A 26,816-nucleotide genomic window follows, 5' to 3' on the forward strand; every position below is an offset into this window, starting at 1 on the left:
CCAGCACAGCTACAACTGAATCACGCGTCATGAGCAAGCCCGCTTCACAGGGCCAAAAAAAAATAAAAACAGGTGAACCCTTATGCCAAGCGATCATGCAACCCCGCAACCGGCAACGTCCTCGGTCGATTTCGAAAAAGTCGGCTCCGAATATTTCCAACAACGTGAACTGAAGAAAGGCGCGGCGGGCTGGGTCCTGCTGGTGGGCCTGGGCGTGGCCTATGTCATTTCCGGCGACTACGCTGGCTGGAACTTCGGCCTGGCCCAGGGCGGCTGGGGTGGGATGTTCCTCGCCACGCTGCTGATGGCCGCGATGTACCTGTGCATGTGTTTTTCCCTCGCCGAGCTGTCTTCGATGATCCCCACCGCCGGCGGCGGCTACGGTTTTGCCCGCAGCGCATTCGGACCTTGGGGCGGATTCCTCACGGGAACCGCGATCCTCATCGAATACGCCATTGCCCCGGCGGCGATTGCCGTGTTCATCGGCGCCTATTGCCAGTCGCTGTTCGGCATTGGCGGCTGGATGATCTACCTGGCGTTCTACATCATCTTCATTGCCATCCACATTTTCGGCGTCGGAGAAGCCCTCAAGCTGATGTTCATCATCACCGCCGTCGCCGCCCTGGCACTGGGGGTTTTCCTGGTGGCGATGGTGCCGCACTTCAACGTCGCCAACCTGCTGGACATTCCGGTCACCGAGGCCGCTGGGGCCAGTTCGTTCCTGCCGTTCGGCTACGTCGGCGTCTGGGCGGCCATCCCTTATGCGATCTGGTTTTTCCTCGCCGTGGAAGGCGTGCCGCTGGCCGCTGAAGAAACCAAGAACCCCAAGCGCGACCTGCCGCGCGGCCTGATCGGCGCGATGCTGGTGCTGGTGGCCTTTGCCCTGCTGATTCTGGTGATCGGCCCGGGCGGCGCGGGCTCCAACGCGTTGATGGCGTCGGGCAACCCACTGGTGGAAGCCCTGGCCAAGGCCTACGGCGGCTCGACCTGGATGGGCAACTTCGTCAACCTGGTCGGCCTGGCCGGTTTGATCGCCAGTTTCTTCTCGATCATCTACGCCTACTCGCGGCAGATCTTCGCGCTGTCCCGCGCCGGCTACCTGCCGCGCAAACTCTCGGAAACCAATAAAAGCAAAGCGCCGGTCCTGGCGTTGGTCATCCCCGGCATCATCGGTTTCGGCCTGTCCTTGACCGGCCAGGGCGACCTGCTGATTCTGGTGGCGGTGTTCGGCGCGACCATTTCCTACGTGTTGATGATGGCCGCGCACATCACCCTGCGCATCCGTCGCCCCAAAATGGACCGGCCATACCGCACGCCGGGCGGCATCTTCACCTCGGGCGTGGCGCTGGTGCTGGCGTGTATCGCCGTGGTGGCGGGCTTCCTGGTCGATCCTCGGGTGGTGATCGGCGCCGCGATCATCTATGGAGTGTTAATTGCTTACTTTGCTTTCTACAGTCGGCATCACTTGGTCGCAGGCACGCCCGAAGAGGAATTCGCGGCCATTCAAAAAGCCGAAGAAGCCTTGCACTAAGCCGTAACGTGCCGAAAAACACGGCGCCGCCCAGCGGCGCCGTCACGGAGAACCTGTATGGCCAGTTTTGCACACACGGTCGGCGCCCAGACCTACCGCTTCGACAGCCTCAAAGACCTGATGGCCAAGGCCAGCCCGGCGCGTTCAGGGGATTTCCTGGCCGAGATCGCCGCGCTCAACGATGGCGAGCGCGTGGCCGCGCAAATGGCCCTGGCTGACTTGCCCCTCAGCCATTTCCTACAAGAAATGCTGATTCCTTACGAGGCCGACGAAGTCACCCGTTTGATCGTCGACACTCACGACAAACAAGCTTTTGCCGTCGTCAGCCACCTCACGGTCGGCGGTTTTCGCGATTGGCTGCTCAGCGAAGCCGCCGACGAACAGAGCCTGCGGGCACTGGCTCCTGGCCTGACGCCGGAAATGGTCGCCGCCGTGTCGAAAATCATGCGCGTGCAAGACCTGGTGCTGGTGGCGCAGAAAATCCGCGTGGTGACCAAGTTTCGCGGCACCCTCGGCCTGCGCGGGCGATTGTCCACGCGCCTGCAACCCAACCACCCCACCGACGAACCCGCCGGCATCGCCGCGAGCATCCTCGACGGCCTGCTCTTCGGCAACGGCGACGCCATGATCGGTATCAACCCGGCCACTGACAGCACCGCCTCGATCTGCGCCATGCTGGAAATGCTCGACGCCATCATCCAGCGCTACGACATCCCCACCCAAGGTTGCGTGCTGACCCACGTCACCACCTCCATCGAAGCGGCGAACCGGGGCGTGCCCCTGGACCTGGTGTTCCAGTCCATCGCTGGCACCGAAGCGGCCAACGCCAGTTTCGGCATCAGCCTGAACATTTTGAAGGAAGGCTACGACGCAGGGCTCAGCCTGAATCGCGGCACCTTGGGCAACAACCTGATGTATTTCGAAACCGGCCAAGGCAGCGCGCTGTCGGCCAATGCACACCACGGCGTCGATCAACAGACCTGCGAGACGCGGGCCTACGCCGTGGCGCGACATTTCAACCCGTTCCTGGTGAACACGGTTGTAGGCTTCATCGGTCCGGAATACCTCTACAACGGCAAACAAATCATCCGCGCCGGCCTCGAAGACCACTTCTGCGGCAAGCTGCTCGGCGTGCCGATGGGCTGCGACATCTGCTACACCAACCACGCCGAAGCCGACCAGGACGACATGGACACCCTGCTGACCCTGCTGGGCGTGGCCGGGATCAACTTCATCATGGGCATCCCCGGCTCCGACGACATCATGCTCAACTACCAGACCACCTCGTTCCACGACGCCCTCTATGCCCGCCAGACCCTGGGCCTCAAGCCCGCGCCGGAATTCGAAACCTGGCTGGCGAACATGGGCATCTTCACTCAGGCCGATGGCCGGGTGCGGTTCGGCGACAACCTGCCACCGGCGTTTCGTCACGCCCTCGCGCATTTCGGATAAGAGACCTGCCCATGGATAAAAACCCCGTCGATTCGCAAAACCCTTGGCTGAACCTGCGCAACCTCACCCCGGCGCGCATCGCCCTGGGCCGCACCGGCACCAGCCTACCCACCTCGGCGCAACTGGACTTCCAATTCGCCCACGCCCAGGCCCGCGATGCTGTGCACCTGGCGTTCGATCACCAGGGCATCCGCGCACAACTGACTGAGCGTGGCCGTGAAAGCCTGTTGCTCCACAGCGCAGCCAGCGACCGCAATAGCTATCTACAACGCCCGGATCTGGGTCGACGGCTCGACGACGCCTCCGCGCAAATCCTTCAGGACTACGCCGCCGCCCATCCCGGCGGTGTGGACTTGGTCATTGTGGTGGCTGACGGGCTGTCAGCGCTGGCGGTACATCGCCATACGCTGCCGTTCCTGGCGCGCCTGGAAGAACAGATCGCCGCCGAAGGCTGGTCTGTGTCGCCCATCGTTTTGGTGGAACAGGGCCGCGTCGCGGTGGCCGATGAAGTGGCGCAGCGGCTCGGCGCAAAAATGTCGGTGATCCTGATCGGTGAACGCCCCGGCCTCAGCTCCCCCGACAGCCTGGGGCTGTATTTTACCTACGCCCCCAAGGTCGGCCTGACCGATGCGTATCGCAACTGCATCTCCAATGTGCGCCTCGAAGGCCTGAGCTACGGCATGGCGGCCCATCGCCTGATCTATCTGATGCGCGAGGCCTGTCGCCGACAGCTCTCGGGGGTCAATCTGAAGGACGAAGCCCAGGTAAACACTTTAGAGGCGGAAAACGGTGCCGATATGAAAGGTAATTTCCTACTGGCGCCGCCCCCAAGCTGAACCTGTCATGCAATTGCGCTTTTGATCCGCTTTCAGGCAGCATCTGGGCACGGCAGTCCGCCGTTGTTGTCAGACTTGATGTCGACCTTTGCAGACGAGACCTACCATGCGGATTATCCAAGCGACGCTGGAACACCTGGACCTGCTGACCCCATTGTTCGTCAAATACCGGGAATTCTACGGCTCGCTGCCTTTTCCGGACTCGTCCCGGGCCTTCCTGGAAAAACGCCTGCGCCGCAAGGAGTCGGTGATCTACCTGGCCCTGCCGGATGACGACGACAGCAAGTTGCTCGGTTTCTGCCAGCTCTACCCCAGCTTCTCGTCGCTGTCGCTCAAGCGCGTGTGGATCCTCAACGACATCTACGTCGCCGAAGACGCCCGCCGCCAACTCGTCGCCGACAACCTGATCCGCACCGCAAAAAAAATGGCCAAGGAAACCAACGCCGTCCGCATGCGCGTTTCCACCAGCAGCAACAACGACGTCGCGCAGAAAACCTACGAGTCGATCGGCTTCAAGGAAGACTCCGAGTTCAAGAACTACGTGCTGCCGATCAGTGAAGGGCTTTGACCCCTGCGGCTAGATGAAGCCTCTGTGGCCAGGTGAAACCTTGTGACTGAGTGAAACCCTCGTGGCGAGGGAGCTTGCTCCCGCTGGGCTGCGCAGCAGCCCCAAAACCTGAGCACGCGGTACATCAGGCCGACCGAGCTGCCTGCTTTGGGACCGCTACGCGGTCCAGCGGGAGCAAGCTCCCTCGCCACAAAATCGGTCCGAGCCACGCCTCATCCAGCCAGTCCCCTTGGAAATCCCCCGCTACAAACTCAACACGCGCTTCACAATCCCCACCGTATAATGCCGCTCTTCCCAGCTTGTAAGAAAAAGCTACACATCCTGTAGCCCATACTCAAAGCCTGACCCACCAGCCCCGCCGAGTCGGGCCGCCACCAAGGTGTTACGCATGGATTTCAACCCCCTCGACCTCATCCTGCATCTCGACGTCTACCTCGACATGCTGGTGACCAACTACGGGACGTGGATCTACGCCATCCTGTTCCTGGTGATCTTCTGTGAAACCGGCCTGGTGGTCATGCCGTTCCTGCCGGGCGACTCCCTGTTGTTCATCGCCGGCGCCGTAGCCGCCGGTGGCGCCATGGACCCGGTACTGCTGGGGGGCCTGTTGATGCTCGCGGCCATCCTCGGCGACAGCACCAACTACCTCATCGGCCGTACCGCTGGCGAAAAACTGTTCAGCAACCCCAACTCGAAAATCTTCCGCCGCGACTACCTGCAGCAGACCCACGATTTCTACGATAAACACGGCGGCAAAACCGTGACCCTGGCGCGCTTCCTGCCGATCATCCGCACCTTCGCGCCCTTCGTCGCCGGCGTCGGCAAGATGAATTACCTGCGTTTCTTCGGCTTCAGCGTCCTTGGCACCATCCTATGGGTTGGCGGCCTGGTGACCCTCGGCTACTTCTTCGGCAACGTGCCCTTCATCAAGCAAAACCTGTCGCTGCTGGTGGTGGGCATCATCCTGCTGTCGCTGCTGCCGATGATCATTGGCCTGGTGCGCAGCAAAATGAGCCAGCGCGGCTCAAAAGCCGAAACGCGCTGATCGCTCCATGTGGTCCTTGAGCAACTGGCGCCGCCGACGCGCCCTCGCCAAACACCCCGTGGCCGAGGACACCTGGCAACGGGTGCGCCAGCAATTGAGCTTCCTCGACGGCATCAGCGCCGAAGAAGACCAATGGCTGCGTGAAGCCTGCGTACTGTTCCTGCACGACAAACACCTCACCGCCCTGCCCGGCGTCGAACTGCACCAGGAACAACGCCTGCTGCTCGCCGCCCAGGCCCAATTGCCACTGATGCACCTCGGCGACCTGAACTGGTACCAGGGCTTCCACGAAATCGTCCTCTACCCCGACGACTTCCTCAGCCCCCAACGCTACCGCGACGCCAGCGGCATCGAGCACGAATGGGACGGCGAACACAGCGGCGAAGCCTGGCCCCAAGGCCCGATCATCCTGGCCTGGGACGGCGTGATGGCCAGCGGCGGCTGGGACGGTTACAACCTGGTGATCCACGAACTGGCGCACAAACTCGACATGCTCAACGGCGACGCCAACGGCCTGCCACCGCTCCACGCCGACATGCGCGTCAGCGACTGGGCCGACGCCATGCAACATGCATTCGATGATCTGGACCGCCAGCTCGACCACAACCCCGACGCAGAAACCGCCATCGATCCCTATGCCGCCGAAAACCCCGCCGAGTTCTTCGCCGTCACCAGCGAATACTTCTTCAGCGCCCCGGATCTGCTGCACCAGGCCTATCCTCGGGTGTATGAACAGCTCAAGGCGTTTTACCGCCAGGATCCGTTGGCCCGGCTGCGGCAACTTCAGGCCGAAGATCCGGTCTATCAGGCGTCATACTAAGGTCTAGGGCAAAGCCCAAGACCCTGGTAGCGTGGCAACAGCGGCCGAATATGCCTATAATCGCCGCCACTTTTTGGTCAATCCGACCAGTCATCTGGTCAACTAACGGGGGCACCGCCCAATGAGCTACAGCAAGATTCCGGCTGGCAAAGACCTGCCGAACGACATCTACGTCGCGATCGAAATCCCGGCCAACCACGCCCCGATCAAATACGAAATCGACAAAGACAGCGATTGCCTGTTCGTTGACCGTTTCATGGCCACCCCGATGTTCTACCCGGCCAACTACGGTTACATCCCCAATACCCTGGCCGACGACGGCGACCCCCTCGACGTGCTGGTCGTAACCCCTTACCCAGTGGCTCCAGGCTCGGTCATCCGCGCCCGTCCAGTCGGCATTCTGAACATGACCGACGACGGCGGCGGCGATGCCAAAGTCATCGCAGTACCCCACGACAAACTGTCGCAACTGTACGTCGATGTGAAGGAATACACCGACCTGCCACCACTGCTGATCCAGCAGATCGAGCACTTCTTCGCGAACTACAAAGACCTCGAAAAAGGCAAGTGGGTCAAGATCGAAGGCTGGGCCGGCGCAGACGCCGCCCGCGAAGCGATCACCAAGTCGGTTGCCGCCTACAAAGGCTGAGACCGAACTTAAAAAGAACCCCGGTTAACCGGGGTTTTTTTATGCTTGGACCCTGGCTAATACAACTTCGTATTACCAGCGTTTACCTGCGTTTATCCCGCTAGTTTTGGTTCCTGCAAACGGAAAGATCATCTTATAAATTCACACGACATGTTTATTGCCGAAAGCACAGTCGCCCCTAAACTTTCCGTTTATGAAAATACATTCCAGTGGCGACCGCTTCAGAGCCCTTCTCAAAGAAGCCAACATCCGATCCGCCGACTTCGCGAAGTTGTACGGCGTAAAATCGCAGCATGTAAATAACTGGTTCAACCGTGGCATCCCACCGGGACGCATCTACAGCATCGCCGGCCTGCTCACCGTCAGCCCGCAATGGCTCGCCACCGGCGAAGGCCCGCAAACCCCACTGGGCCTCGGCCCCGGCACCACCTATGAAGCCGCCGAAAACGACGGCGTCTACAGCGTGGCGGAAACCACGGACATCGAACTGCCGTTCTACAAGGAAGTCCCGATTGCCCCCGGCGAAACCAAAACTTACATCACCGAAATCCCCGATCAATCCATCCGCCTGCCCCGCACCCACCTAGAATCCCTGGAAATCGACCCCAGCGACGCCATCTGCACCACCATGGTCGGTGACAGCATGGCCGAACGCATCGAAGACGGCTCCACCCTCGCCATCGACCGGGGTCTGACCCAAATCGTCGACGGCCAAATCTACGCCCTCGAACACGACGGCATGCTGCGCATCAAATACCTGCACCGCATCCCCGGTAACCGACTTCGGCTGCGCAGCCACAACAGCGCCGCCTACCCCGACGAAGTCTTCAGCGCCGAACAGATCGACGCACAACACATCCACGTGATCGGCTGGGTGTTCTGGTGGTCAACCCTCAACAAACAGAGACCGCCGGTGTCCGATTGACTTCCCAACGGCAGGGATCGCTTTTCGTGGCGAGGGAGCTTGCTCCCGCTGGGCTGCGCAGCAGCCCCCCGCTGTTCCCCCTGATTCACCCCTAACCCAATGATTCCACACCACTTACCACTGGGATTCCAAAGCAAACCCGCGTATCCTCCGCCCCACATTTGCGAGCCCACGCCTCGCACCGACAAGGCAGATCACTTTCTGACCAAGTCCCACAGCCGGCCGCAAGAGCCGGATGTACGTTTTGAAGGCTGGTAAGGTTTGTCAAAAACGAACTGAATCAGTCAACGAGAAGCCGGCCATAAGCCGGCTTTTTATTGTCTGAATTCCAAGGGGTCCAGCGGGTTCTTGCCTATCCGGAACCAATTAAAGATTTGCCCTACAGACCCTATCTCCTTTCCTGACTTATTTCTCCAGCCATCCCCGGCAAAGTCTCGCGCCTTCCTGCGTTGCGAGATGTCTGAATGCGTTTCCCTGACAAGACCCCGTCTCTAAGCGGCGCCATTGGTTCGCTGGTCCTGGCCGTCATGAACAAGCCCAATGTCGAGGCGGTGCTACAGGATTTTCGCAATTGCCTGGGCGACTACGACACCTGGGCGCAAAAGTTCTGGAACGGCCAGACGCTGGACATCGAGCAGGTGTTCAAGGTCGGCAATGAGGTCTCGCTCGCGCCTACGAAGGACGGCGGCAAGCAAGTCAGTGCCGTGGTGGCGAGCTGTCCGGCACAAGGTCCATTGACCCTTGTGCATATGTTCCAGGCATCACGTTTCGTGCCAATCGGCGACACACCGGTGGTGCTCGAGCCCATCATTCGGGACGCGCTGGGGAAAGAAACGTTTGGCGATCCAATCCCATACGTCATCGGCCCCAGCGGCATCCTGGAAATCCCTGAATGCGACCGCGGCCAGCGTTACCGCATCAGCTTTTTTCCGAATGTCACGAGCGATCACGTCAGGGCGCTGTATGCCTCTTATCAAACAGCGATCGCCGAGCTCGAAGGTTGGCTGAAAGCCGAGTGGAACGAGTTTCAACCACAGTGGAAGGAATTCTCCGACAGCCGTTTTTTCAAGCGCGTCGACCTGTTGGAGCAGTCTCAGTTACGCGGCTTTGAAAAAGGCCTGTTTGAACTGTGGGACGACATCAAACAGATCTTCGATCTGCTGGCGGACCTTAAGGCCAACAGTGAAAAGCTCCTGGAATACCTCACCGAGGCCGAGCTTGAGCAACTGCTGGAAACTTCGTCAGAGGCGATCGCCAAAGCGCTGATGATTGTGAGCGATGAGCCCTTGCTCTTCGTTTACACGGCGGCGTTCACCAGTTGGCTGCGGATGTTGCCACCGCAATATTTGGCCGAAGTCCTGGGCGAAGTGCGCGCTGCGGTGCTGATCAACTTCATCCTGGCAATCGTTACCGGCGGCTTAGGCATAGGCCTGCGCCTGAGCGGCAAGGCGCTGCGCTTGGTTCGCTCGGAACGAGCCCGCGCATGGTTGCAGGCCTCGAGCCAACGCCTGGGCCAACTCGGTGGCGACAGCCTTAACGCTCATGCCGATGTGCTCAAGCCGGTCGTGATTGCGGGGCGAGGACCTTCAGTGGGGCCGGCGCCTGTCAGACCCTTGCAAATCACCACGGGAGACTCCCCACCTCTGTCGGTCAGCAATCCTGCCGCGATCGTGCGGGAAAAATCCCAGCCTTCCACTCAGCTAAACAAGTACGAGCCCCACGACGACGCCCCCGCCCAATCGAAAAACCCCAACGGCGACCCCGCCGACAGCGCCGCCCAGACCCGCACCGACGGTTGCCCGGTGTCCATGGTCACCGGCGGAGAGCTGCTCACCCTCGAAGACGGCACCCTCGACGGACGCTTGCCCTTCGTCTTCACCCGCCTCTACCGCACCAGCGCCGCCGACCTGGACATCGGCCTCGGCCGCGGATGGACCCATGCCCTGGCCCATCGCCTGTTGATCGACGGCGAGCAGGTGACCTGGGTCGACCAGGAAAACCGCCGCACCACGTTTCCCCGGCCCAGCCTGCAACGCTCAGCCATCCACAACAGCCTGGCCCGCGCGGCGATTTACCTGAGCAACGAGCCGGACGAATTGATCGTCGCCCAGCCCGGCGAAGACGCTCCTTTCCTACATTTTCGCGACGGTCATCTGACGGCCCTGAGCGATCGGTACGACAACCGCCTGACCGTCCAACGCAACATCTACGGCGACATCAGCCGTCTGGACAACGGTGCCGGCCGCTGTTTGCGTTTGCGCTACGAGCATCGGCACCTGGTCGCCATCGACTATCAGAGCTTCCACCCGGCGCTGACCCTCGACGAAGCCTGGCGCACCGAACAGACCCTGGTGACCTACCGCTACGATGCGCGTTTGCGCCTCATCGAAGCGACCAACGCCGCCGGCGAGAGCGAGCGCTACGACTACGACGACCAGCACGTCATCCTCCAGCGGCAACTGGCCGGGGGCGCGAGTTTCTACTGGGAGTGGCAAGGCCTCGGCCCGGCGGCGCGCTGTGTCCGGCATTGGGCTTCGTTCGCGCAGATGGACAGCCGCTACACGTGGGGCGACGACGGCAGCGTCACGGTCCGGCATATCGATGGCAGCCAGGACGTGTATGTCCACGACGACCGCGCGCGGCTGGTGCGCCAGGTCGATCCCGCCGGCGGCGAACACCTCAAGGCTTATGACGAACAGGGCCGGCTGATCGCCGAGCAAGACCCGCTGGGCGCCGTCACCGAATACCGCTACGACGAAGTCGGACGGCTGGTGGCGCTGATTCCGCCGGAAGGCGAGCCCACGTCCTACGAATACCGAAACGGTTTCCTGCACGCCCGGACTCGCGGCAAGGCCGTGTGGACCTACTGGCGCAATGCCCAGGGCGACATCATCGAAGTCGTCGACCCGGCTCGCCAAAGCACCTGGTATCACTACGACGACCAGGGGCAACTGAATACCATCAGCTACCCGGACGGCGGTGCCCATCATTTTGTGCGAAACCCGTTGGGCCAACTGACGGAAGAAATCCTGCCGGACGACGGCCAGCGAGTTTTTTCCTACGACGCCCTGGGCCGTCTGCTGACCCGTCAAGACGAACGCGGCGCCGTCACCCATTACCAATGGGACGCCGTGGGCCGCTTGCTACAGACCACCCTGCCCACCGGCGCGACCCGTGCATGGAGCTACAACGCCTACGGCAAGGTCACCGCGGAGCGGGACGAACTGGGGCGCATCACCCGCTACGAATACGCCGACGATCTGCACCTGGTCAGCCGCCGCCTCAACCCCGACGGCAGCGAACTGAAGTACCGCTACGACTCGGCGCGGCTGTTGCTGACCGAAATCGAGAACGAATCCGGCGAAAAGTATCAGCTGGACTACACGCCCAACGGACTGATCCGACAGGAAACCGGCTTCGACGGCCAGCGCACCGGCTACGCCTACGACCTCAACGGCCACCTGCTGGAAAAGACCGAATTCGGCGCCGACGGCAGCCAGCGGATCACCGCCTACCAACGCGACACCGCCGGCCGCCTGCTGCGCAAGACCTTGCCCGACGGTGCCACGGTCGAGTACGGCTACGACGCCCTCGGGCGACTGATCAGCGTTGAAGACGGCCATTGGCCGCTGGCCTACGAATACGACAACCAGGACCGCCTCGTCGCTGAACATCAGGGTTGGGCGAGCCTGCATTATCGCTACGACAATGTCGGCCGGTTGGTCCATTGTCGCCTGCCCGATCGCAGCACCCTGGATTATCGCCACCTGCGAGGCGGGGCGCTGATCGCCATCGACCTCAACGGCACGTGCCTGACCGAACACCGCTTCAAGGGCGGCCGCGAACGCCAGCGCCAGCAGGGCCAGCTGCTCAGCGACTACAGCTACGACGAACAGGGTCGCCTCAAGGCCCAGACCGTGTGGCAAAGCCAGCAAAAACAACTGTTCTGGCGCGACTATTCCTACACCGCCAACGGCAACCTCGCCGCGCTTTCCGACACGCGAAACCGACGCGGCTACCAGTACGACGCGCTGGATCGCCTGGTGCGCATCGACTACGCCCACAGCCAACCCCCGGAACACTTTTCCCACGACCCGGCCGGCAATGTGTTGTTCAACGACCGTCCCGGCCCGACCACCCTCAATGGCAACCGCCTACTGATGGAGGGCGATCGTCACTATGACTACGACGCCTACGGCAACCTGGTCCGCGAACGCCGCGGCCATGCCCAGTGCCTCGTCACGCAATACCGCTACGACAGCCAACATCGGCTCATCGGCGTCACCACCCCCGACGGGAGCGAAACCTCCTACCGCTACGACGCCTTCGGCCGACGCATCGAAAAGACCGTGGACGGCCTCACCACGGAATTCATCTGGCAGGGCGACCAGGTCATCGCTGAAAGCAGCGACCGTCACTACCAGAGCTACGTCTATGAACCCGGCACCTTCCGCCCCCTGGCCCTGCTGGAAGGCGCAGGCCCGGAAAAAGCCACGCCGTTCTACTACCACCTCGACCACCTCGGCACCCCTCAGGAACTGACCAGCCACCAAGGCGAAGTCGTCTGGGCCGCGCGCTACAACGGCTACGGCAAACTCACCGAACTGCGCCACGGCGACGGCAAACGACTGGAACAACCGCTGCGCTTTCAGGGGCAATACCACGACCGGGAAAGCGGCCTGCATTACAACCGGCACCGGTACTACAATCCGGAGACGGGGCGGTATCTGACGCTGGACCCGAGCAAGCTGGCGGGTGGGCTCAATGGGTATCGGTACACCCTGAACCCGACGGGGTGGGTGGATCCGTTGGGGTTGTCATGTTGCCCTGGAGATATTGAGGCCGATGGGCCGTACAGCGAAATAGTGCCCGGGGGAGGTTTGGCTGCGCATGAGGCTCGCGGTGGGCATTTGATTGCAAAGCACGTAGGCAGAACAGATGCACAGCTAGCCCAAAGGATGGAAGCAGAGCCTAATATCCCTGCGGCTTCCACATTCCCTGATAGAGCGACTGCCGAGTCGTCCGCAGCCAGGGGGATAGCCGCCAATGAACAGAATATTGAAGACTTTTTAAATAGCCCAAAGACGAAAACAAAAATCACACATACTTATGCCGAGCCGGTTGGTGTCAGCTTACTGCGCGACCGCGATGATCATATACCAGCGTATAAGGCTTTGTTTGTACTGAAAAAAGACCCTAGGAAACCAGAGGGCTATTTTTTACTGACAGGATTCCCTGAAGCATGAAAACAAAACTTGTCGAACTGCATGATTTTTTTGGCGCCTACTTTCATCAAGACTGGATGATCGAGCATGGAAGCTCAGAAGAAGTCATTAGTTCCTTTTTAGTTGAATCGAATATCGGCATCCTGAGACTCGTCCAGCAGGAAATCGACTCATTGCTTAACGAACAGAGAAGTGAGCAGGACTTAAGAGATTATCTCTTGAAGGAACTTAGCTGTTATTACTGTTACTGGAACGAATGGCAAACCGGCGAACAATGGCTGCTTCATATTGCTAACAGATTAGACATTACAATCAGTCAGCTTGGCCGTCCCAAATGAAAGTTGAGTTGCTCTCGACTGACACACCGCCTTCGCGAGCAGGCTCGCTCCCACATGGGATTCACATGGATGCTGGTGTCGTGTTCCACCCCCGCCACTGAGTCGATAATCAAAAAAACGGAACCCAATCCCAGCGCTCCCGCTCAATTTTAAAGAGACCAACCCAAGACGGAGCCCCGCCGCCATGAACAACCCAACCCTCACCTTCGCCCAACTCCACCCCGGCGACCGCTTCACCTTGCCCGCCGATCACCGCCTATTCACCAAGCTCACCGACAGCACCGCCCGAGAGCACAGCGTGCATTCGATCAATCTCAAGGAAGAAGGCTTCGGTTATCGCGAGGATCCGATCGAGACTCTGCCTCAGGATGCGCCGGTGGCATATGTACCGGTCGGCGGGCCCCTGCGGGCAGGCGGTTAGGCGGAACCGCGCCAGCATTCCCTTTACAGGTATTCGCCTTCCCCCGCGCCGAAGTAGACTGCCAACACACGTAGAACGCTTATCCACGGCAGCACCGGACAATCAGGAATGCTGCACCGCTCTGACCCAAGGAGAAACTCTATGTCCCTTCCGCCCGAAGGCCTTCCGATCTATCGCGTGCTGACCGGCCCAGACGATTCCGCGTTCTGTCATCGCGTCAGCGATGCATTGAAGATGGGTTATATGCTCCATGGCGCTCCCTCCGTCACATTCAACGGAGAACGGGTCATCGTCGCCCAGGCGGTTGTCTGGCCTTCGGCAATGGCACCGGCTTGACAGCAATGCCCCCAAGCAAAAGGCCAGTACTTTATTTGGATCCAAGCGAGGAGATTGGGACTTGTCTGATAGGGTTCGAAGGTCTATTTTGTATCCGCATAAGTATATAGCTCTCAGCACTAACAGGGCCTGAGGGCAGACGCGATTTGTATCGGAAAAGAATACAAACGCGACGCCCCATAATAGGGCGTTTCCAGTTCAAATCGATTTGGGCCGTGTTCCCCACGATTGTCTTCCTTTTGAAACAATCCGGTTTCGGATTGCTGCCAGTGTGAAATGTATGTGGATGGCAAGATTGCCATGAGCACATGGACGTCATGATCACGCGCATTGAGTAGCGGATGCTCAATGCCTACAGGGAGGTTGTCATGCTGGATCGCCAACAGTTGGAAGCGTTTGCCTGCGTCATTGAACACAAAAGTTTTGAACGCGCTGCGTCGGCGCTCAACATCACCAGCGGTGCCATATCGCAGCGAATCAAATCTCTGGAAAACTCGCTTTCAACTATCCTGGTCATTCGCGAAAGACCTATCCATCCCACCTCCGCCGGCCAGGCCTTGTTGCAGCATGTCTCGGCATTGCGTTCATTGGAACATGACGTGCTCAGGCGTCTTTCGCACAGGGGCAACACCACTTCCAAGGTCGCCATCGGCGTACATCCCGATTCACTCAACACCTGGTTTGCGCCGTTATTGATCGAACTGATGCGAGCGGACCGGGTTTGTGTGGAGGTCATTTCCGATGATCGTTGTTCGAGTCTCAATATCCTGAAGCGCGGTGATGTCCAGGGGTGTGTATCAGTCATTGCCGATACCCTCGATGGCTTCGAAGTACATCCTCTGGGGGCCATGGAATACAAATGCGTCAGCACGCCTGGCTACATGCGCCGTTACTTGGCCCGGGGCCTGGGAACGCACTCCCTGCTCGACGCACCGGCCATCACGCGGGGACGCAACGATACCCGTCATACCGCCTTCCTGCGCGAATTGCTGGGCGTCTCCATCGAGCGATTTCCCTGCCACTACTTGCCTTCGCTGCCGAGAGTCCAGGACGCGGTCCTGGCGGGACTTGGCTACGCGCTGATACCCGCGGATGTCGCTGCGCCGTTGATTGACGAGGGTCAGTTGGTCGATCTGATGCCCCAGAGCAGCTACAGGGAGCCCCTTTACTGGCACGGCTGGATGAACCACTCAGTCGTCAAGGATCTGGTAGCGAAACGAATCATCGACACTGCCAGCAGGTCTCTTCAACCCACGCCATGTTGAACGAGCTGCCATGACGTCAAGACTTGTTAAGCGTTACTGCCGCCGCTTCAAAAAAACTAACGCTCGGTTTGCGCTAAAGGCTGGGGGCGTAGAATCGGGCGATATCCAGCAGGGGTGAGCGAGGGGCTCGTCATCGTGAAAAGTACTGAATTACCTGCTTACCACGTACACCTCATGACACTTGACGCCATATTGGAATGCTTGATCGACTGCCAAGGCAGCGATACTTGGAGACACATGCTTGCCCAACGATTTTCCAGCCCGCGTGATTGCGTCGCCGAAATATTCAACCCATTAAGACCAGGCGCTGCTTACTGTTGTACGCGTGAGGATGGTAGTCCTTCAGGATGGGCCGTTTACTTTCGTTTTCACGAGCGTGCCGGTTATGACGGCAGCATGAAGTTGGTCTTGCACAGTGACGATGAAGACGCCACGTTCACCGTCTTCGATGTGCTGTCCTCGGCCTGTGCATCACATGGTCTGGAACAAGGCGTACACACGCTTATTTGCGTGGTGGACAGCAAGATGAAACAACTCGCTGCCTGGTTTTCCAGCAGTCCGTTCAGGCTAGGCGGCGCGGTGGGAGCAAGTGGGGATTCAACGTTGAATGTCTTCTACAGGAAGTTACCAGATGATTCGGCCAGCCACTCCTGACGATTTACCCTCCATGGTGGAAACCTATAACCAGGCAATTGCCGACAAGGTTTTCGCCAATTGCGATGTTCCCCACCACAGCATTGAAAAGTTCGAACTTACCTATTTCGGAAAAAACCAGCGGTTTGCGGTCCTCGTTTATCTTTCCAGCGCGGGGGATACGGTCGCTTGGGGCGCACTCAAGCCGTTTTCAGCCCGACCGGACGATGAAACCATGGCGGAAGTTGCCGTATATGTACGACGGGACATGCGCGCACGCGGCGTGGGTATTCGATTGTTGCAGGCACTGGAGGTCTCTGCGCGCGAGGCCGGTTTCGAATCGTTGGTTGCCATTATCTTGGGGCCGAACCACGCCAGCGCTCGCGGGTGTATTTCCCAAGGCTTTTACGAATGTGTACGAATCCCACAAATCGCCAAGTTGGAAAACAATCTGGTCGACATAGTCTGGCTACAGAAAAAAATGGAAGGGAATACTCATGGTGTCAGTCGTTGACGAGTCGTATCAGCTGGGAACCTTTCGAGACAACGAGGACTCCTTGCGTCGCCTGAAATCCCAAGCGGGCATCGCGCTGGATCTGGAGTTCGATCACCTGAGACAAGCCGGATTGGCTGAAGGGCAGCGGGTGCTCGACGTGGGTTGCGGTCCCGGCATCATTACGACGCAGATTGCAATTCGTACGAAACCGAGCAGGTTGCTGGCACTCGATTGCAATCAGATAAGCGTCAATGAAACACGCGAGCAACTGTCCGTCGCGGGGGTTGATCAAGCTCAGGTTCGCCAGTGCAATCTTTATGACGATCGATTGACCGACCCGGGGCAGTTCGACTTCAGTTACGCTCGATTGGTGTTCCAGCACTTATCGGACCCGCTGGGTGCCCTGCGCAATATCCATCGCAGCCTGGCGATTGGCGGCCGCTTGTGCATTTGCGACATCGATGACCGCTGGTTTGGCGCATCGCCCCAGCCGCCCGAACTGCAGTCATTTCTTGCCCGCGTGGCCAAGGCTCAAGCCGCTCGCGGCGGCGACCGTCACGTGGGCAGCAAGCTGGCCCATTATCTGGAACGAGCCGGTTACGGCGACATCCGCTGCAGCATGCTGTTGGTGTCCACTTCGCTGATCGGAGCCTCGGCGTTCTGCGACCTGGTATTCGGCTACAAGATGGAAGTGCTTCCCGAGGCCGAACTCGAAGCGGCCCGGCGCGAATTGGCGATCATCCAGGACAGCATCGAGAGTCCAGGTGGCTGGGCGGGGATCGGCGTATTCTTCGTATCCGCAGCGAAACAGTAACTGAAAGGAATCACGGAGCATCCCATGCCTGACAAAGCCCAACTGAACGCGGCCACGAACCAGAAGATTGCGCCCTCCGCCCGGATTGCATCGAGCGCAATCCTGGAGGGCGATGTGTCTATCGGCGCAGGCACCGTCATCGGACACGGCGCGGTCCTCGTCGCAGAGGGCGGCACGCTGAGGATCGGTGAAAATTGTATCGTCATGGAAAACGCCGTCATCCGCAGCACTGCCCATAACGACTGCCAGATCGGCAACCATGTGATGGTCGGGCCGCACTGTCACCTGACAGGCTGCCGGATCGACGACGAGGTATTCATTGCCACCGGCGCTTGCGTTTTTAATGGCGCCCACATTGGCAAAGGCGCGGAAGTCCGCATCAATGGTGTCGTTCACATCAAGACCGTGATGGAAGCAGGCGCCATGGTGCCGATCGGCTGGGTCGCGGTAGGCGATCCGGCCCAATACTTCCCCGCCGACCAGCATGAGCAGATCTGGAACGTCCAAAAGACGCTGGATTTCCCCCGCTATGTATTCGGCGTCGATCGCGAGAGCGAAGGCGTTGTCAGGCAGATGATGGAGCGCTACGCACACTTCCTTCGCAAGCAGCAGGTGGATGATGAATGATGAGCCCGGGCGTATCGTCGGCCCGCTCGTCGACGGCCACAGCCATGTCGCCTCCACGCGTTTCACCCCCCTGAGCTTCCTGGAGGGCGTCGCTGACAATATCGAAGTGAAGCTCCAGGCCAGTGGGTTTCCGGTTCCCAGGTCCAGGATCATTGATCAGTTCCAGCGGGACCTATGCGACCACCAGGGTGACGCTCAAGTCGCCGCTATGGACCGCTCGGGCATCCATCGCTCCGTCCTCCTGCTGCCGGACTTCACCTATGCATTGCCGGACAGCGAACTGAGCATTGAAGAAATGTTCCAGGAACACCAGGCCATTCTCCAACGCCACGCGGGGCGCTTCGAAGTCTTCGCCGGCGTCGACCCACGCTGGGGTAAGGACGGACTCGACCTGTTCATACGCGGGATCGAGACGTACGGCTTCAGCGGCTTGAAGCTCTACCCGCCTTGCGGATACCAGGCCAACGATCCGTTGCTGGAGCCCTTCTATGAATATTGCAACGCTCATCGTCTGCCCGTCCTGTTGCACATCGGGCCGACATCCCCGGCGCTGTCCTTTGCCCATGCCCAAGCCCGCTGGGTGGACGAACCCGCGCGCCGCTATCGGGACATCCCGTTCATCCTGGCCCACGGCGCGGTCAATGATCAGACACAATGCATTGAGCTGTGCAAGTACCGTCCCAACGTCTATCTCGACTTGAGCGGCGCACAGCATTCAATCGACTCTCGCGGCCAGGCGCCCATGTTGAAAGCGTTGTTCGAGAATGAGATCAATCACAAGATCATCTTCGGCACGGACTGGCCCATCAATAATCATGAATCGATCAACAGGCGCCTTCGCTCGTTCATCGTTGACCCCGAACACGCTATCAGTGACCACGACGCCAGCCTGATTCTTTCGGGGAACATGCAACGCCTGCTCAATGGAATCGCGCCGCGCGATCGATGATAGCGCCGATCCGGCGAGCATTACGCCCACAAGCGCAATGCTCAGGGCGCGCCAGGTCGGTCACGCTCGCAGATGGATCGGTTCGTCGTGCTCCAAGCGATCGATAAAAAACGTACGAAAGGGCGAAGGGTGACGCAAGCTGCGCCCCTGCTCGATCAAATGTTTCGCGCGGTCGAATTGCCGGGCACGTATGGCGGCTTCGATCGCGGTCAACTCCAGCAGGTCACGTTGCGCGTTACTGCCCCCGATGGAACGCACCGCGGGCAGGATCTTGCCTAGCAGCTCCAGGGCGCAGTCGTAGTCACCCTGCTGGAATGCAATCAGCCCCCGGCAAACGGTTCGTGTCACGTTGGCAACCATCGGGACCTTGGCATACGTGGTGTCAATACGTCGCAAGATGCGTTGCACCAATACCTGGTGATTGGAGCTGGCCATCGCCATGATCGAATGCACATCGTTGAACCAGTATTGCGACTGATCGATCGACGGCATCCAATACTGTGCGACCTCCTGCCACTGGTCGGAGACATCCACGCCGGTCAGCGACAAGCGCCACAGCAGGCTGACCGCGTCGAGGTCCTCATAGCCGTCGGGGTCGTTCTTGATCCTGATTTTCTGATGGAAAGTCTGCAATGCTGCGTCCGGACGCTGCATATAAAGGTTGAACAATGCGTGGTGCCACCATAGATGGATGCGCATGCAGAGATTGTCGGCCCAACTGCTCTGCGTATCGTCCAGCCATTTCAACGTCTGGGCATATTCTCCGCGTTCATAGCCGACATGACAGGCGGCATGGATTGCATAAATGTCTCGCGGATTGATCGCCAGGGCACATTCGGCCGCGACACTCGCGGCGTCATAGTCACCATTTTCCACCAGCGCGAAGGCCTCGATCCCTCGCACGTAACCATAGAGCGGATGCATGAGCGCCCAAGAAGGACTGGCCGTCACCATGGTTTCGCGCATCCGCTCGGTCCAGCCCATGTTGAATTCCAGCATGTGCACGCTGAACAAGGCCACTATATCCCGAGGATGCAGGGCCAACAGCTTCCGCCAGCAGGCATGGGCCAGTTCATAGTCCTGATTGACCCAGTGATTGCATGCAGCCAGGTGCCCGCGCTCGCGCAGGTCCAGATCTTCTTGGTCCAGACCGCCAAGCAGCACCATGGCGTGCTGTATTTGCCGGTCCTCCATGCTTGATAACCGGACGGCACATTCGATCAACCGGGAAATCGGGCAGCGAACGTCACGCTGTTGAAGGAGCGGAAGTGGATCGAACTCCATTCCAAGAATGCCGACCAGGGCAGTCTCCAATTCGTCTGCTTCGGCGGCGTCGTGTACACGCACCGGCACACCGCGAGCATCAATGAACTCGATCATAAAAAGTCCTTCCTGTTGGTCCCGTGTCGTTCACTGAGAAGCGCTGGCCTGGTGAGGCTCAGGCGGCCAGCTCCGCAAGCCTCGCCGGCGTGATGCCACTGACCAGCGCCGCCGGGTTGATTTCACGGTCGAGGCGCTCGTGGATCAGGTTCAATATCGCAATGAGCAACATCGAGTTACCACCGGCGTCGAAGAAGTCGGCTTGATCGTCGAGCGCCGGATGCTTGAGCACTTCCGCCCAAATGGTGTGGACTGTCGATAGCGGGCTGGTGTCGGTCTGAGTGTGCAGTTCCTGGGTTGGCATGTTCATGGCGTTCCTCCGCATGACAGATGTTTAATGAAGTGGCGGTTAATGTTTGTATTGAACAAGCAGGTTGGCGCGCAGGTTGGGCGCATCGACCGAGAACAGAAATTTCTCGCCCTCGGTCGGCGGGTTCTGACGGGCGTAATCGACATAGTTGATCAGCGTATCGGCTGAGAAGCAGTGCCCGCAGCGCGCGACGTTATCCAGGTACAACTGTCTGCGAGAAAAGCCGAGGCGGGTTTCCTTGAGTTGCGTCACGGGACGGAAGATGTTGTTGCAAAACACTTTACTGACATCACCCAGGCGGGTTCCGCCAGCGTCCAACAGCTCGTTGAGGATTCGCCCATAGAGTTCGGGTTCATCTTTCCCATGGTTGGAGGTCATGGGGTCCTCGCTGACACCAAAACGCGAAGTCACTATTTGCAGACCTGCAACTTCCTGGCGCGTGACCAGGCAACTCGCCGCCGAATCGCTGAGCAAAGCAAAGTTGTTGAAACGTATCGACTCGTCATAGACCTTGTCGGCCGTGATAACCAGAATATTGTTGTAGATCCCGCTACGAATCATGCTCTCGGCCATCACGACTGCACTTATGAAACTGATGCAATTGTTCAGCGTTACGCCGATGGGAAATGCCTTCTTCAATCCCAAGCCTTGCGACACCCGAACGTTGTAGTTGATGTACTCGATTTCATCGCCAGGGAAGCAGGTTGAACAGAACATGACAAAGTCGATATCGTCCGCGGACACGGTGCTGCGAGCCAGTGTCTGACGTGCTGACTTTATGCCAAGCTCGAATATATCGCCGTCGCTCTTGAAGTAGCTTCCCCAGCCAAACACGCTCGGCTCATCCGGATAGCCGAATCGCTCCAGCTGCTTCGTGAAATCAAGCACTTCGTGATACGGACGTTCGAGTTCACCCAGAACGTAGGCACACGCGTCGATCATTATGCGCATCCGTATTTTCCCTATTACAAGAACAGGGCCGGAAGGCCTCCGGCCCGAGAGTGGTCAGGCTGGAATGAACGGATCGCCCAGCATGTTCTTGTCGCGAATGCGGTTATGTGAATAACGGTTCTCGCCCGACACCACGACGGCGCCGTAGTTTTCCAGGCTGACTTCACCACCGAACTCGTGGAGCATGTCGGTATCGGGGTGAATCAGAACCTCCGGCGGCACATAACGCGCGGAATACCCCAGGCGCATTTTGTCGGTCAAGCCCAGGTGCGGCAGCGACGAATGAAGGACGGTCGACCAGAAGATCACGCACTCGCCGGCCTTCATCTCGAAATAGACCGCTTTTGATTCGTCGGGCTTCCAGTCAGGGTCAACTTGCAGGTCACGGTAGTCATACCCCCACAGCCCACGACGAACGCCATCCTTGACCAGATCGTTATTTTTCTCCGGGTTGAAGATCAGGCGCTTCTCTTCGTCGTAATGCATCATGTTATGAGTGCCCGGGACGATCGCCATGCAGGCCGTGTCTTTCATCGTGTCGGTGAAAGCGGTCCAGGCGGTCAAGGTGCCGCGACGCCCTGAGTCATCAGGCCAGACAATATGAGGCCGCCCCGCCACGCCGGCGAACGTGTTCGCCTGATGCCAATCGGTACCCGCATCGCCGGGATACTTCGAAAAGAATTCGGTGCGCCAGCACAGCAAGTCCTTGCCCATCAAGCTACGCACTTTATGCACAATCCTGGGGTTGCAGACATGTTGTCCAAGGAAAGGAATATCCAAGTGCCGGTCATAATTGGCGAGGTTGTTGTTACCCGCATTGGAAATGGTGTTGTCCGAATACACCGCGTTGCTGCGATCGAGCGTCTGCAGGCGCACCGTCCGCCACTGTTTCTCCATCTCTTCCGGCTCGTAGACCTTGAACGGTTTCACATATCCATTCTTGAAGAAAAACGCGATTTCCTCATCGCTCAGTCCAAAATCTTCTTTTAACGTGTCCAAGGTCAATCTCCTTGCCTTCTGAGTGTGGAAGATCAGTGTTGCGTGACGGCTTAATTGAATACGGAAGCTTCGTATCGTGAAGAGATGTTCTTGCGTTGCAGTTTCATGTTTTGCGTCAGCAGGCCGTTCGCCGTGGTGAACGGCTCGGTCGACAGGAAATAATTTCGTATCGGCACGGTGGCGCCACGGTTGTAGTTGTCAATCGTGCGCTCGATGAGTTGCCGGGCATTCGAATCGATATGTTCGACGACCAGCAACATACCCAAGTGGGGTCTACGGGCGCCCAGCGCTACCGCACAGTGAACAAAGGGCAGGCTGTTGAAAGCCTCTTCGACTGAAGTGGGGTGGATCTTCTGGCCGCCCGAAGTAATGATCGTGTCGTTTTTACGGCCGTCGATGAAGATATAACCGTCCTCGTCGATATGGCCGATATCGCCCGTGGCGATAAGGGTTTCGTCCCGATAGACAGCGCGCTCCACTTCCTCTGGCTGGTCCACGTAACCGCAGGTCAACCGCCGAGTTGACTTGAGCAGGATTTCCCCATCGCCATCCAGCATCACGCTACCTGGAACCAATGCCCGCCCAACCGAGCCAGGTCGATTGTGATCAAGGGTATTGACTGCGATAGGTCCGTATTCCGTCATGCCATACGCTTCCAGAAGCGGTAGGCCGCCCGTACGATATCCATTGAGCACAGCCGACGGCAGTGCGGCCATACCACTCCACATCTGCCGGATATTGGCGCCGAACAGCACGCGCAGTTTGTCCCCGTCCCCGTCCGCCAGGCGCCACATCGAGTCGTAAAACAGCGGTGGCGCCAGGAACAAGGTTGGGGACGTCTGCTTGAGGGCCTGCATGACGTTCTGCATGGAGCTCAAGACAATATCGACTCCCGCGTCGATGCACCCGTAGATCAACAGTTTCTGCTGGTAGTTGGACAGCGGCAGGAAGATTAGGAAACGATCGTCTGGCCCGGCATCGATGGCTGAAAAGAATTGCCTGGCGTTATGCAGGACGGTCGCGTTGTTGACGCGAATCTTTTTTTCCTTGCCACTGGTTCCCGACGAGAAAATGACCGGGCCGACGACGGAGTGAGACACATTCGAAGACGTTATTTTTTCAAAGAGGCCCAACCCGCAGATCGGCCCTACGGGGCGCCACAGCTCGCCGTCCACCGCCTCGCCGTACAAGGGACCGGCCAACAGGAAGTCAAGAGTGGCTTGATCGATATCGGCCAGCCCGCCTTGGAACGCTTTCTCGGGAAGCTGCAGGACGACACAGCCGATGTGCAACAACGCGAGGTCCACGACAAAAGCAGGCTTACCGTTTTCGGCAACCATGGCAACCTGCATGCCGGCAGTGATCCCGGCCTCGCGGAGTTGCCGCGAAACGACAGCGATCGTTTCGTATAGATCACAAAACCGGACGCGCTCCACTTCCGCACTACGGTGGAATAAAACTGCATTGCGCTGATTGTGCTTCAGTTCTGAAACCAGTGTTTCCAGTCCCTCACTTTTCATGCCGCTCGCTCCTGCGTCCGATGGCATCGGTCGCTAGAGACTACTACCGGCTATCTCGCTCGTGGCGTTGCGTTAGGTTTTTGCAGCAGCCTTTAGTTTTACTAACGCAAGTTGCGGACTTCAGCGGCGGCTGGGTATTTTCAGGCGTCCCGTGACGCCATACACCCTGCCCCTTGAACGTCAGGTCACGCCATTTCTCTTTGCGGGACCAGCGTATGACGGTGCTGGTTTCGTCAATGCCATTAACTTGATCGGTCCAGCGGAGCTTCATCATGTCGGCTCGAAACTATCTGTTCTACGGCGTCGTTGCGCTGGCTACGGCTTGCGACCAGGCCGTGCTGACCGGCGTGATCTGGATGTCGCTCAAGCTGTCGGGGTCGAGCGTTCCACTTGGCGTCGTCCTGTGTTTCTCGGTCGCCGTGCCGTTCGCGTTGGATGTGGTGAGCCGGGGACGCGCCGCCAATATCGATGCCCACTGGCTGGTCATTTTACGGGTCGCCGTTTTTCTCATGGCGGCGCTGTTGGCATGGCTCGGGCTTGCCACGGCACTCAGCGTTTTTTTGTTGATCGCCCTGATGGTGGGGACGGCCGACTTCCTGACCGCCAGCTCCTTGGAAATCGAAAATACCCGTCGGGTCGTCGCCGACTGGCTATCGGCCGACGATGCCGCGCGCTATATGCAAACGGCCATCCAAGTCGGCGGCTTCACCGGTTCGCTGGCCGGCGGAGCACTGCTGGGCTGGCTCAGCGACTCGGCGTTCCTGATGGGCGTGGCGTTGGCGGGGGCCGCTCTCAGCCCGGCGCTGCTGGCGGGCAGGATGAAACGTAGCGTGACGACCGTAGCGGACAGCGCGAAACCGCGACAAGACAAGCAGACCAGCGATCGTGTGTTCGACATGCCATATGGCTGGATGGCCTGCCTGGGGCTGATTGCCCTGCATATCGGCGCGTTCAACAGCATGATGCCGGTCGTCTATCAACAAGTGAATCATTGGAGCCCTACCAGTTTCGGCATTGCATCCGGTGTCGCAGGTATCGGCGCTTTCCTGGCGGCATTGATGCCACTGGGCAAGCATCGACTCGCCATGTTCGCGGTGGGGCTGATCGTCGTCGATGCGGTGATGGTCATGGCCCCTCAGGTCGCGTTTTCGCTGATCGGTGCCTTCCTGGTCGGCTTTATCACCAATCACCTGCGCATCGCCGTCCGCAGCCAATTGATGCGCAGCGCCAATAACGATGCCCAGGCGGCACTTGTGGGCAGCCGCAGCACCTTTTGCGCGTATTCCATGCAGGCCACGGGCCCGTTGTTGCTGACGTTCGCCACGTCGGCGTCGGTTATGGGGCCAGCATCCGGACCGGCACTGATGATCGGCACCGGTGTGATCACCGCCACCGGGCTGCTGGGGCTGGCTCAGTTGCGTCGCGCCCCGCGACCCGTTCCGTTGGCACGCTCATAAGACATGAAGGGAGGCAACCAATGAGTCACGCAGGCCTTGAAGCCGATCGTCACCACAGTGTTCTCGCGCAAATCTATCAACTGATGAAAGAAGTCGCGCCCCAAAGCGTCCAGGTGAACCCGGACGTGTCGTTTCTCGAAGCCGGGATGGACTCGATGAAAGCGATCCTCCTGGTCTCGCGCCTGGAAGACTGGTTTCAAATCGAATTCGAAACCGATCATCTGGCGCCCCAGTTCCTGGGCAGCCCGGCATCCGTGGCAAGGCTGCTCCAAGATCACTACTTGGCTATCCCGGAAAAGGACTAGGCCTCATGCAAGAACAACAGTTTCCCTACGATGTGCATTTGTACGACCGTCGTTTTCTCAACTGTTTCCAGCGCCACGCTGTAGTTTTCATGAAACGCCTGGGCATCGAAGTGGACTGGCTGTTTTACAACGCCTTGCCGACCGTGGGCGACCTGTTCCAGCAGATGGTGGTGGAGAACAAGCCCAAGTACGCGTTGCAAAGCCGCTACTTCGCCGAAGACGACCTGGCCCTGCTGGGCGTGCGTTTCCACGAGCAGAAGGCAAAGTGCCTGGATGACCTGCTGCCGATTATCCATGGGCAAATCCAGGCCCATGGATGCGCGTTCCTTTCAGGAGACGTGTATTACTTCGCTCACTGCCCCGAATACCGTAGCACCCATGCGCAGCATGTTGTCGTGCTGCGCCAGGCCAATGCCGATGGCAGTTGGGAGGTGGTCGACGACAACGCTGCCAGCGTGTTGTGCGAATACCGTTACCCACACGAAGTGATTGAACAGTTCTTCCAGAATGAGGGCAGCCGGCGCATGTTTTGCCTGGAATGGACGCCAGTTCAATCGCCTGATGTCGAGATTTCATTCCGTCAGCGTCACCAGGCCTTCCTGGACGACTTCAACACCGACCCTTGGTTCTATGGCCATCTGGAGCAGTTGCTGGACAACCCGCTGGCCAGCAATACGACAAAGTTTCGGGCATTGCACGATGTGTTCACGCTCCTGGCCGGCTCCCGCAATTGCTTTGCCCGCTATCTGGAGATGACCGGTGCTCCCGTTGCAGCCATGGAACGGGTTGGCCTGTTTGTCCAGGAAGCCAGTGTACTCAAAGGCCTGATGGCGATGGCTCAGATAACCGGCAAGGTTCGCCGCCGCGACTTGATCGAGCGCTGTGCAGCCTTGGCCGGGTTGGAAGCCGACTATCTGCGTGAGCTTCGTTTAACCCGGACGATCGATATCGCCAGCTAGCCTGC

26 protein-coding genes are annotated in these 26,816 nt (G+C 59.1%); 21 read left to right on the plus strand and 5 right to left on the minus strand.

Annotated elements, in window-relative coordinates:
• Positions 1-82 precede the first annotated feature (82 nt).
• From eat to J3P90_RS22795, 18 genes are all read left to right on the plus strand, one after another.
• Entirely contained in the window at positions 83-1,531 is a 1,449-nt protein-coding gene (gene eat, locus J3P90_RS22710) for an ethanolamine permease (protein WP_434609370.1), read from the plus strand.
• Between the two features lie 57 nt (positions 1,532-1,588).
• The gene (locus tag J3P90_RS22715) at positions 1,589-2,983 is read left to right on the plus strand and encodes an ethanolamine ammonia-lyase subunit EutB (RefSeq protein WP_434675428.1); all 1,395 of its coding nucleotides are present in this window, start codon (positions 1,589-1,591) and stop codon (positions 2,981-2,983) included.
• Positions 2,984-2,994: 11 nt separating this feature from the next.
• Positions 2,995-3,819, plus strand: a complete 825-nt coding sequence (gene eutC, locus J3P90_RS22720; RefSeq protein WP_434562108.1) for an ethanolamine ammonia-lyase subunit EutC — start codon at positions 2,995-2,997, stop codon at positions 3,817-3,819.
• 106 nt (positions 3,820-3,925) lie between these two features.
• Entirely contained in the window at positions 3,926-4,387 is a 462-nt protein-coding gene (locus J3P90_RS22725; RefSeq protein ID WP_420767353.1) for a GNAT family N-acetyltransferase, read from the plus strand.
• 388 nt (positions 4,388-4,775) lie between these two features.
• Complete coding sequence (locus J3P90_RS22730; protein WP_434562106.1) at positions 4,776-5,432, plus strand: DedA family protein; 657 nt, start codon at positions 4,776-4,778, stop codon at positions 5,430-5,432.
• A gap of 7 nt (positions 5,433-5,439) precedes the next feature.
• Entirely contained in the window at positions 5,440-6,252 is an 813-nt protein-coding gene (locus tag J3P90_RS22735; RefSeq protein ID WP_420767355.1) for a zinc-dependent peptidase, read from the plus strand.
• Positions 6,253-6,373: 121 nt separating this feature from the next.
• A complete protein-coding gene (ppa, locus tag J3P90_RS22740) occupies positions 6,374-6,901 on the plus strand; it encodes an inorganic diphosphatase (protein WP_003205933.1) in 528 nt (175 codons plus the stop codon).
• A gap of 193 nt (positions 6,902-7,094) precedes the next feature.
• A complete protein-coding gene (locus J3P90_RS22745) occupies positions 7,095-7,826 on the plus strand; it encodes a LexA family transcriptional regulator (RefSeq protein ID WP_420767356.1) in 732 nt (243 codons plus the stop codon).
• 464 nt (positions 7,827-8,290) lie between these two features.
• On the plus strand, positions 8,291-13,072 hold the full coding sequence (locus J3P90_RS22750; RefSeq protein WP_434675429.1) for an RNase A-like domain-containing protein: 4,782 nt from the start codon (positions 8,291-8,293) through the stop codon (positions 13,070-13,072).
• Positions 13,069-13,389 carry a contact-dependent growth inhibition system immunity protein gene (locus J3P90_RS22755; protein WP_434609361.1) on the plus strand — a complete coding sequence of 107 codons (321 nt, stop codon included), beginning with the start codon at positions 13,069-13,071 and terminating at the stop codon, positions 13,387-13,389. The genes J3P90_RS22750 and J3P90_RS22755 overlap by 4 nt, the downstream gene beginning before the upstream one ends.
• 184 nt (positions 13,390-13,573) lie before the next feature.
• Positions 13,574-13,810 (plus strand): hypothetical protein, encoded by a 237-nt coding sequence (locus J3P90_RS22760; RefSeq protein WP_434609358.1) that lies wholly within the window; start codon positions 13,574-13,576, stop codon positions 13,808-13,810.
• A 141-nt stretch (positions 13,811-13,951) separates the two neighbouring features.
• The gene (locus J3P90_RS22765; protein ID WP_434609356.1) at positions 13,952-14,146 is read left to right on the plus strand and encodes a DUF1737 domain-containing protein; all 195 of its coding nucleotides are present in this window, start codon (positions 13,952-13,954) and stop codon (positions 14,144-14,146) included.
• 368 nt (positions 14,147-14,514) lie between these two features.
• The gene (gene argP / locus J3P90_RS22770) at positions 14,515-15,411 is read left to right on the plus strand and encodes an HTH-type transcriptional regulator ArgP (protein ID WP_434609353.1); all 897 of its coding nucleotides are present in this window, start codon (positions 14,515-14,517) and stop codon (positions 15,409-15,411) included.
• A gap of 135 nt (positions 15,412-15,546) precedes the next feature.
• Positions 15,547-16,065 (plus strand): hypothetical protein, encoded by a 519-nt coding sequence (locus J3P90_RS22775; protein ID WP_434675430.1) that lies wholly within the window; start codon positions 15,547-15,549, stop codon positions 16,063-16,065.
• The gene (locus J3P90_RS22780) at positions 16,043-16,558 is read left to right on the plus strand and encodes a GNAT family N-acetyltransferase (protein WP_434609347.1); all 516 of its coding nucleotides are present in this window, start codon (positions 16,043-16,045) and stop codon (positions 16,556-16,558) included. The genes J3P90_RS22775 and J3P90_RS22780 overlap by 23 nt, the downstream gene beginning before the upstream one ends.
• Positions 16,542-17,354 carry a class I SAM-dependent methyltransferase gene (locus tag J3P90_RS22785; protein ID WP_434675431.1) on the plus strand — a complete coding sequence of 271 codons (813 nt, stop codon included), beginning with the start codon at positions 16,542-16,544 and terminating at the stop codon, positions 17,352-17,354. The genes J3P90_RS22780 and J3P90_RS22785 overlap by 17 nt, the downstream gene beginning before the upstream one ends.
• A gap of 24 nt (positions 17,355-17,378) precedes the next feature.
• A complete protein-coding gene (locus tag J3P90_RS22790) occupies positions 17,379-17,981 on the plus strand; it encodes a gamma carbonic anhydrase family protein (protein WP_434675432.1) in 603 nt (200 codons plus the stop codon).
• The gene (locus J3P90_RS22795; protein ID WP_434609340.1) at positions 17,974-18,930 is read left to right on the plus strand and encodes an amidohydrolase family protein; all 957 of its coding nucleotides are present in this window, start codon (positions 17,974-17,976) and stop codon (positions 18,928-18,930) included. Before J3P90_RS22790 ends, J3P90_RS22795 begins: the two co-directional genes overlap by 8 nt.
• Before the next feature lie 60 nt (positions 18,931-18,990).
• Here the strand turns inward: J3P90_RS22795 and J3P90_RS22800 are convergent, their stop codons facing one another.
• The 5 genes from J3P90_RS22800 to J3P90_RS22820 are packed head-to-tail and all read right to left on the minus strand — an operon-like array spanning position 18,991 to position 24,090.
• Positions 18,991-20,310: a tetratricopeptide repeat protein gene (locus J3P90_RS22800; RefSeq protein WP_434675433.1), complete on the minus strand. Its 1,320-nt coding sequence runs from the start codon at positions 20,308-20,310 to the stop codon at positions 18,991-18,993.
• Between the two features lie 58 nt (positions 20,311-20,368).
• Positions 20,369-20,620 (minus strand): acyl carrier protein, encoded by a 252-nt coding sequence (locus tag J3P90_RS22805; RefSeq protein ID WP_434609337.1) that lies wholly within the window; start codon positions 20,618-20,620, stop codon positions 20,369-20,371.
• Positions 20,621-20,659: 39 nt separating this feature from the next.
• Complete coding sequence (locus tag J3P90_RS22810; protein WP_434609335.1) at positions 20,660-21,571, minus strand: hypothetical protein; 912 nt, start codon at positions 21,569-21,571, stop codon at positions 20,660-20,662.
• Positions 21,572-21,625: 54 nt separating this feature from the next.
• On the minus strand, positions 21,626-22,570 hold the full coding sequence (locus J3P90_RS22815; protein ID WP_434675434.1) for a chlorinating enzyme: 945 nt from the start codon (positions 22,568-22,570) through the stop codon (positions 21,626-21,628).
• Between the two features lie 50 nt (positions 22,571-22,620).
• Positions 22,621-24,090 carry an AMP-binding protein gene (locus tag J3P90_RS22820; protein ID WP_434609331.1) on the minus strand — a complete coding sequence of 490 codons (1,470 nt, stop codon included), beginning with the start codon at positions 24,088-24,090 and terminating at the stop codon, positions 22,621-22,623.
• Between the two features lie 272 nt (positions 24,091-24,362).
• On the opposite strand from J3P90_RS22820, the gene J3P90_RS22825 reads away from it, so the two are divergent.
• From J3P90_RS22825 to J3P90_RS22835, 3 genes are read left to right on the plus strand one after another with little or no spacing between them, the layout of a single operon-like run.
• A complete protein-coding gene (locus tag J3P90_RS22825) occupies positions 24,363-25,547 on the plus strand; it encodes an MFS transporter (protein ID WP_434609329.1) in 1,185 nt (394 codons plus the stop codon).
• A gap of 20 nt (positions 25,548-25,567) precedes the next feature.
• Entirely contained in the window at positions 25,568-25,852 is a 285-nt protein-coding gene (locus tag J3P90_RS22830) for an acyl carrier protein (RefSeq protein ID WP_434609327.1), read from the plus strand.
• Positions 25,853-25,857: 5 nt separating this feature from the next.
• Positions 25,858-26,811 (plus strand): hypothetical protein, encoded by a 954-nt coding sequence (locus J3P90_RS22835; RefSeq protein ID WP_434675435.1) that lies wholly within the window; start codon positions 25,858-25,860, stop codon positions 26,809-26,811.
• The last annotated feature ends 5 nt before the right edge of the window (positions 26,812-26,816 follow it).

It is taken from the genome of Pseudomonas sp. D3-10 (assembly GCF_051132175.1).
Lineage (GTDB): Bacteria > Pseudomonadota > Gammaproteobacteria > Pseudomonadales > Pseudomonadaceae > Aquipseudomonas.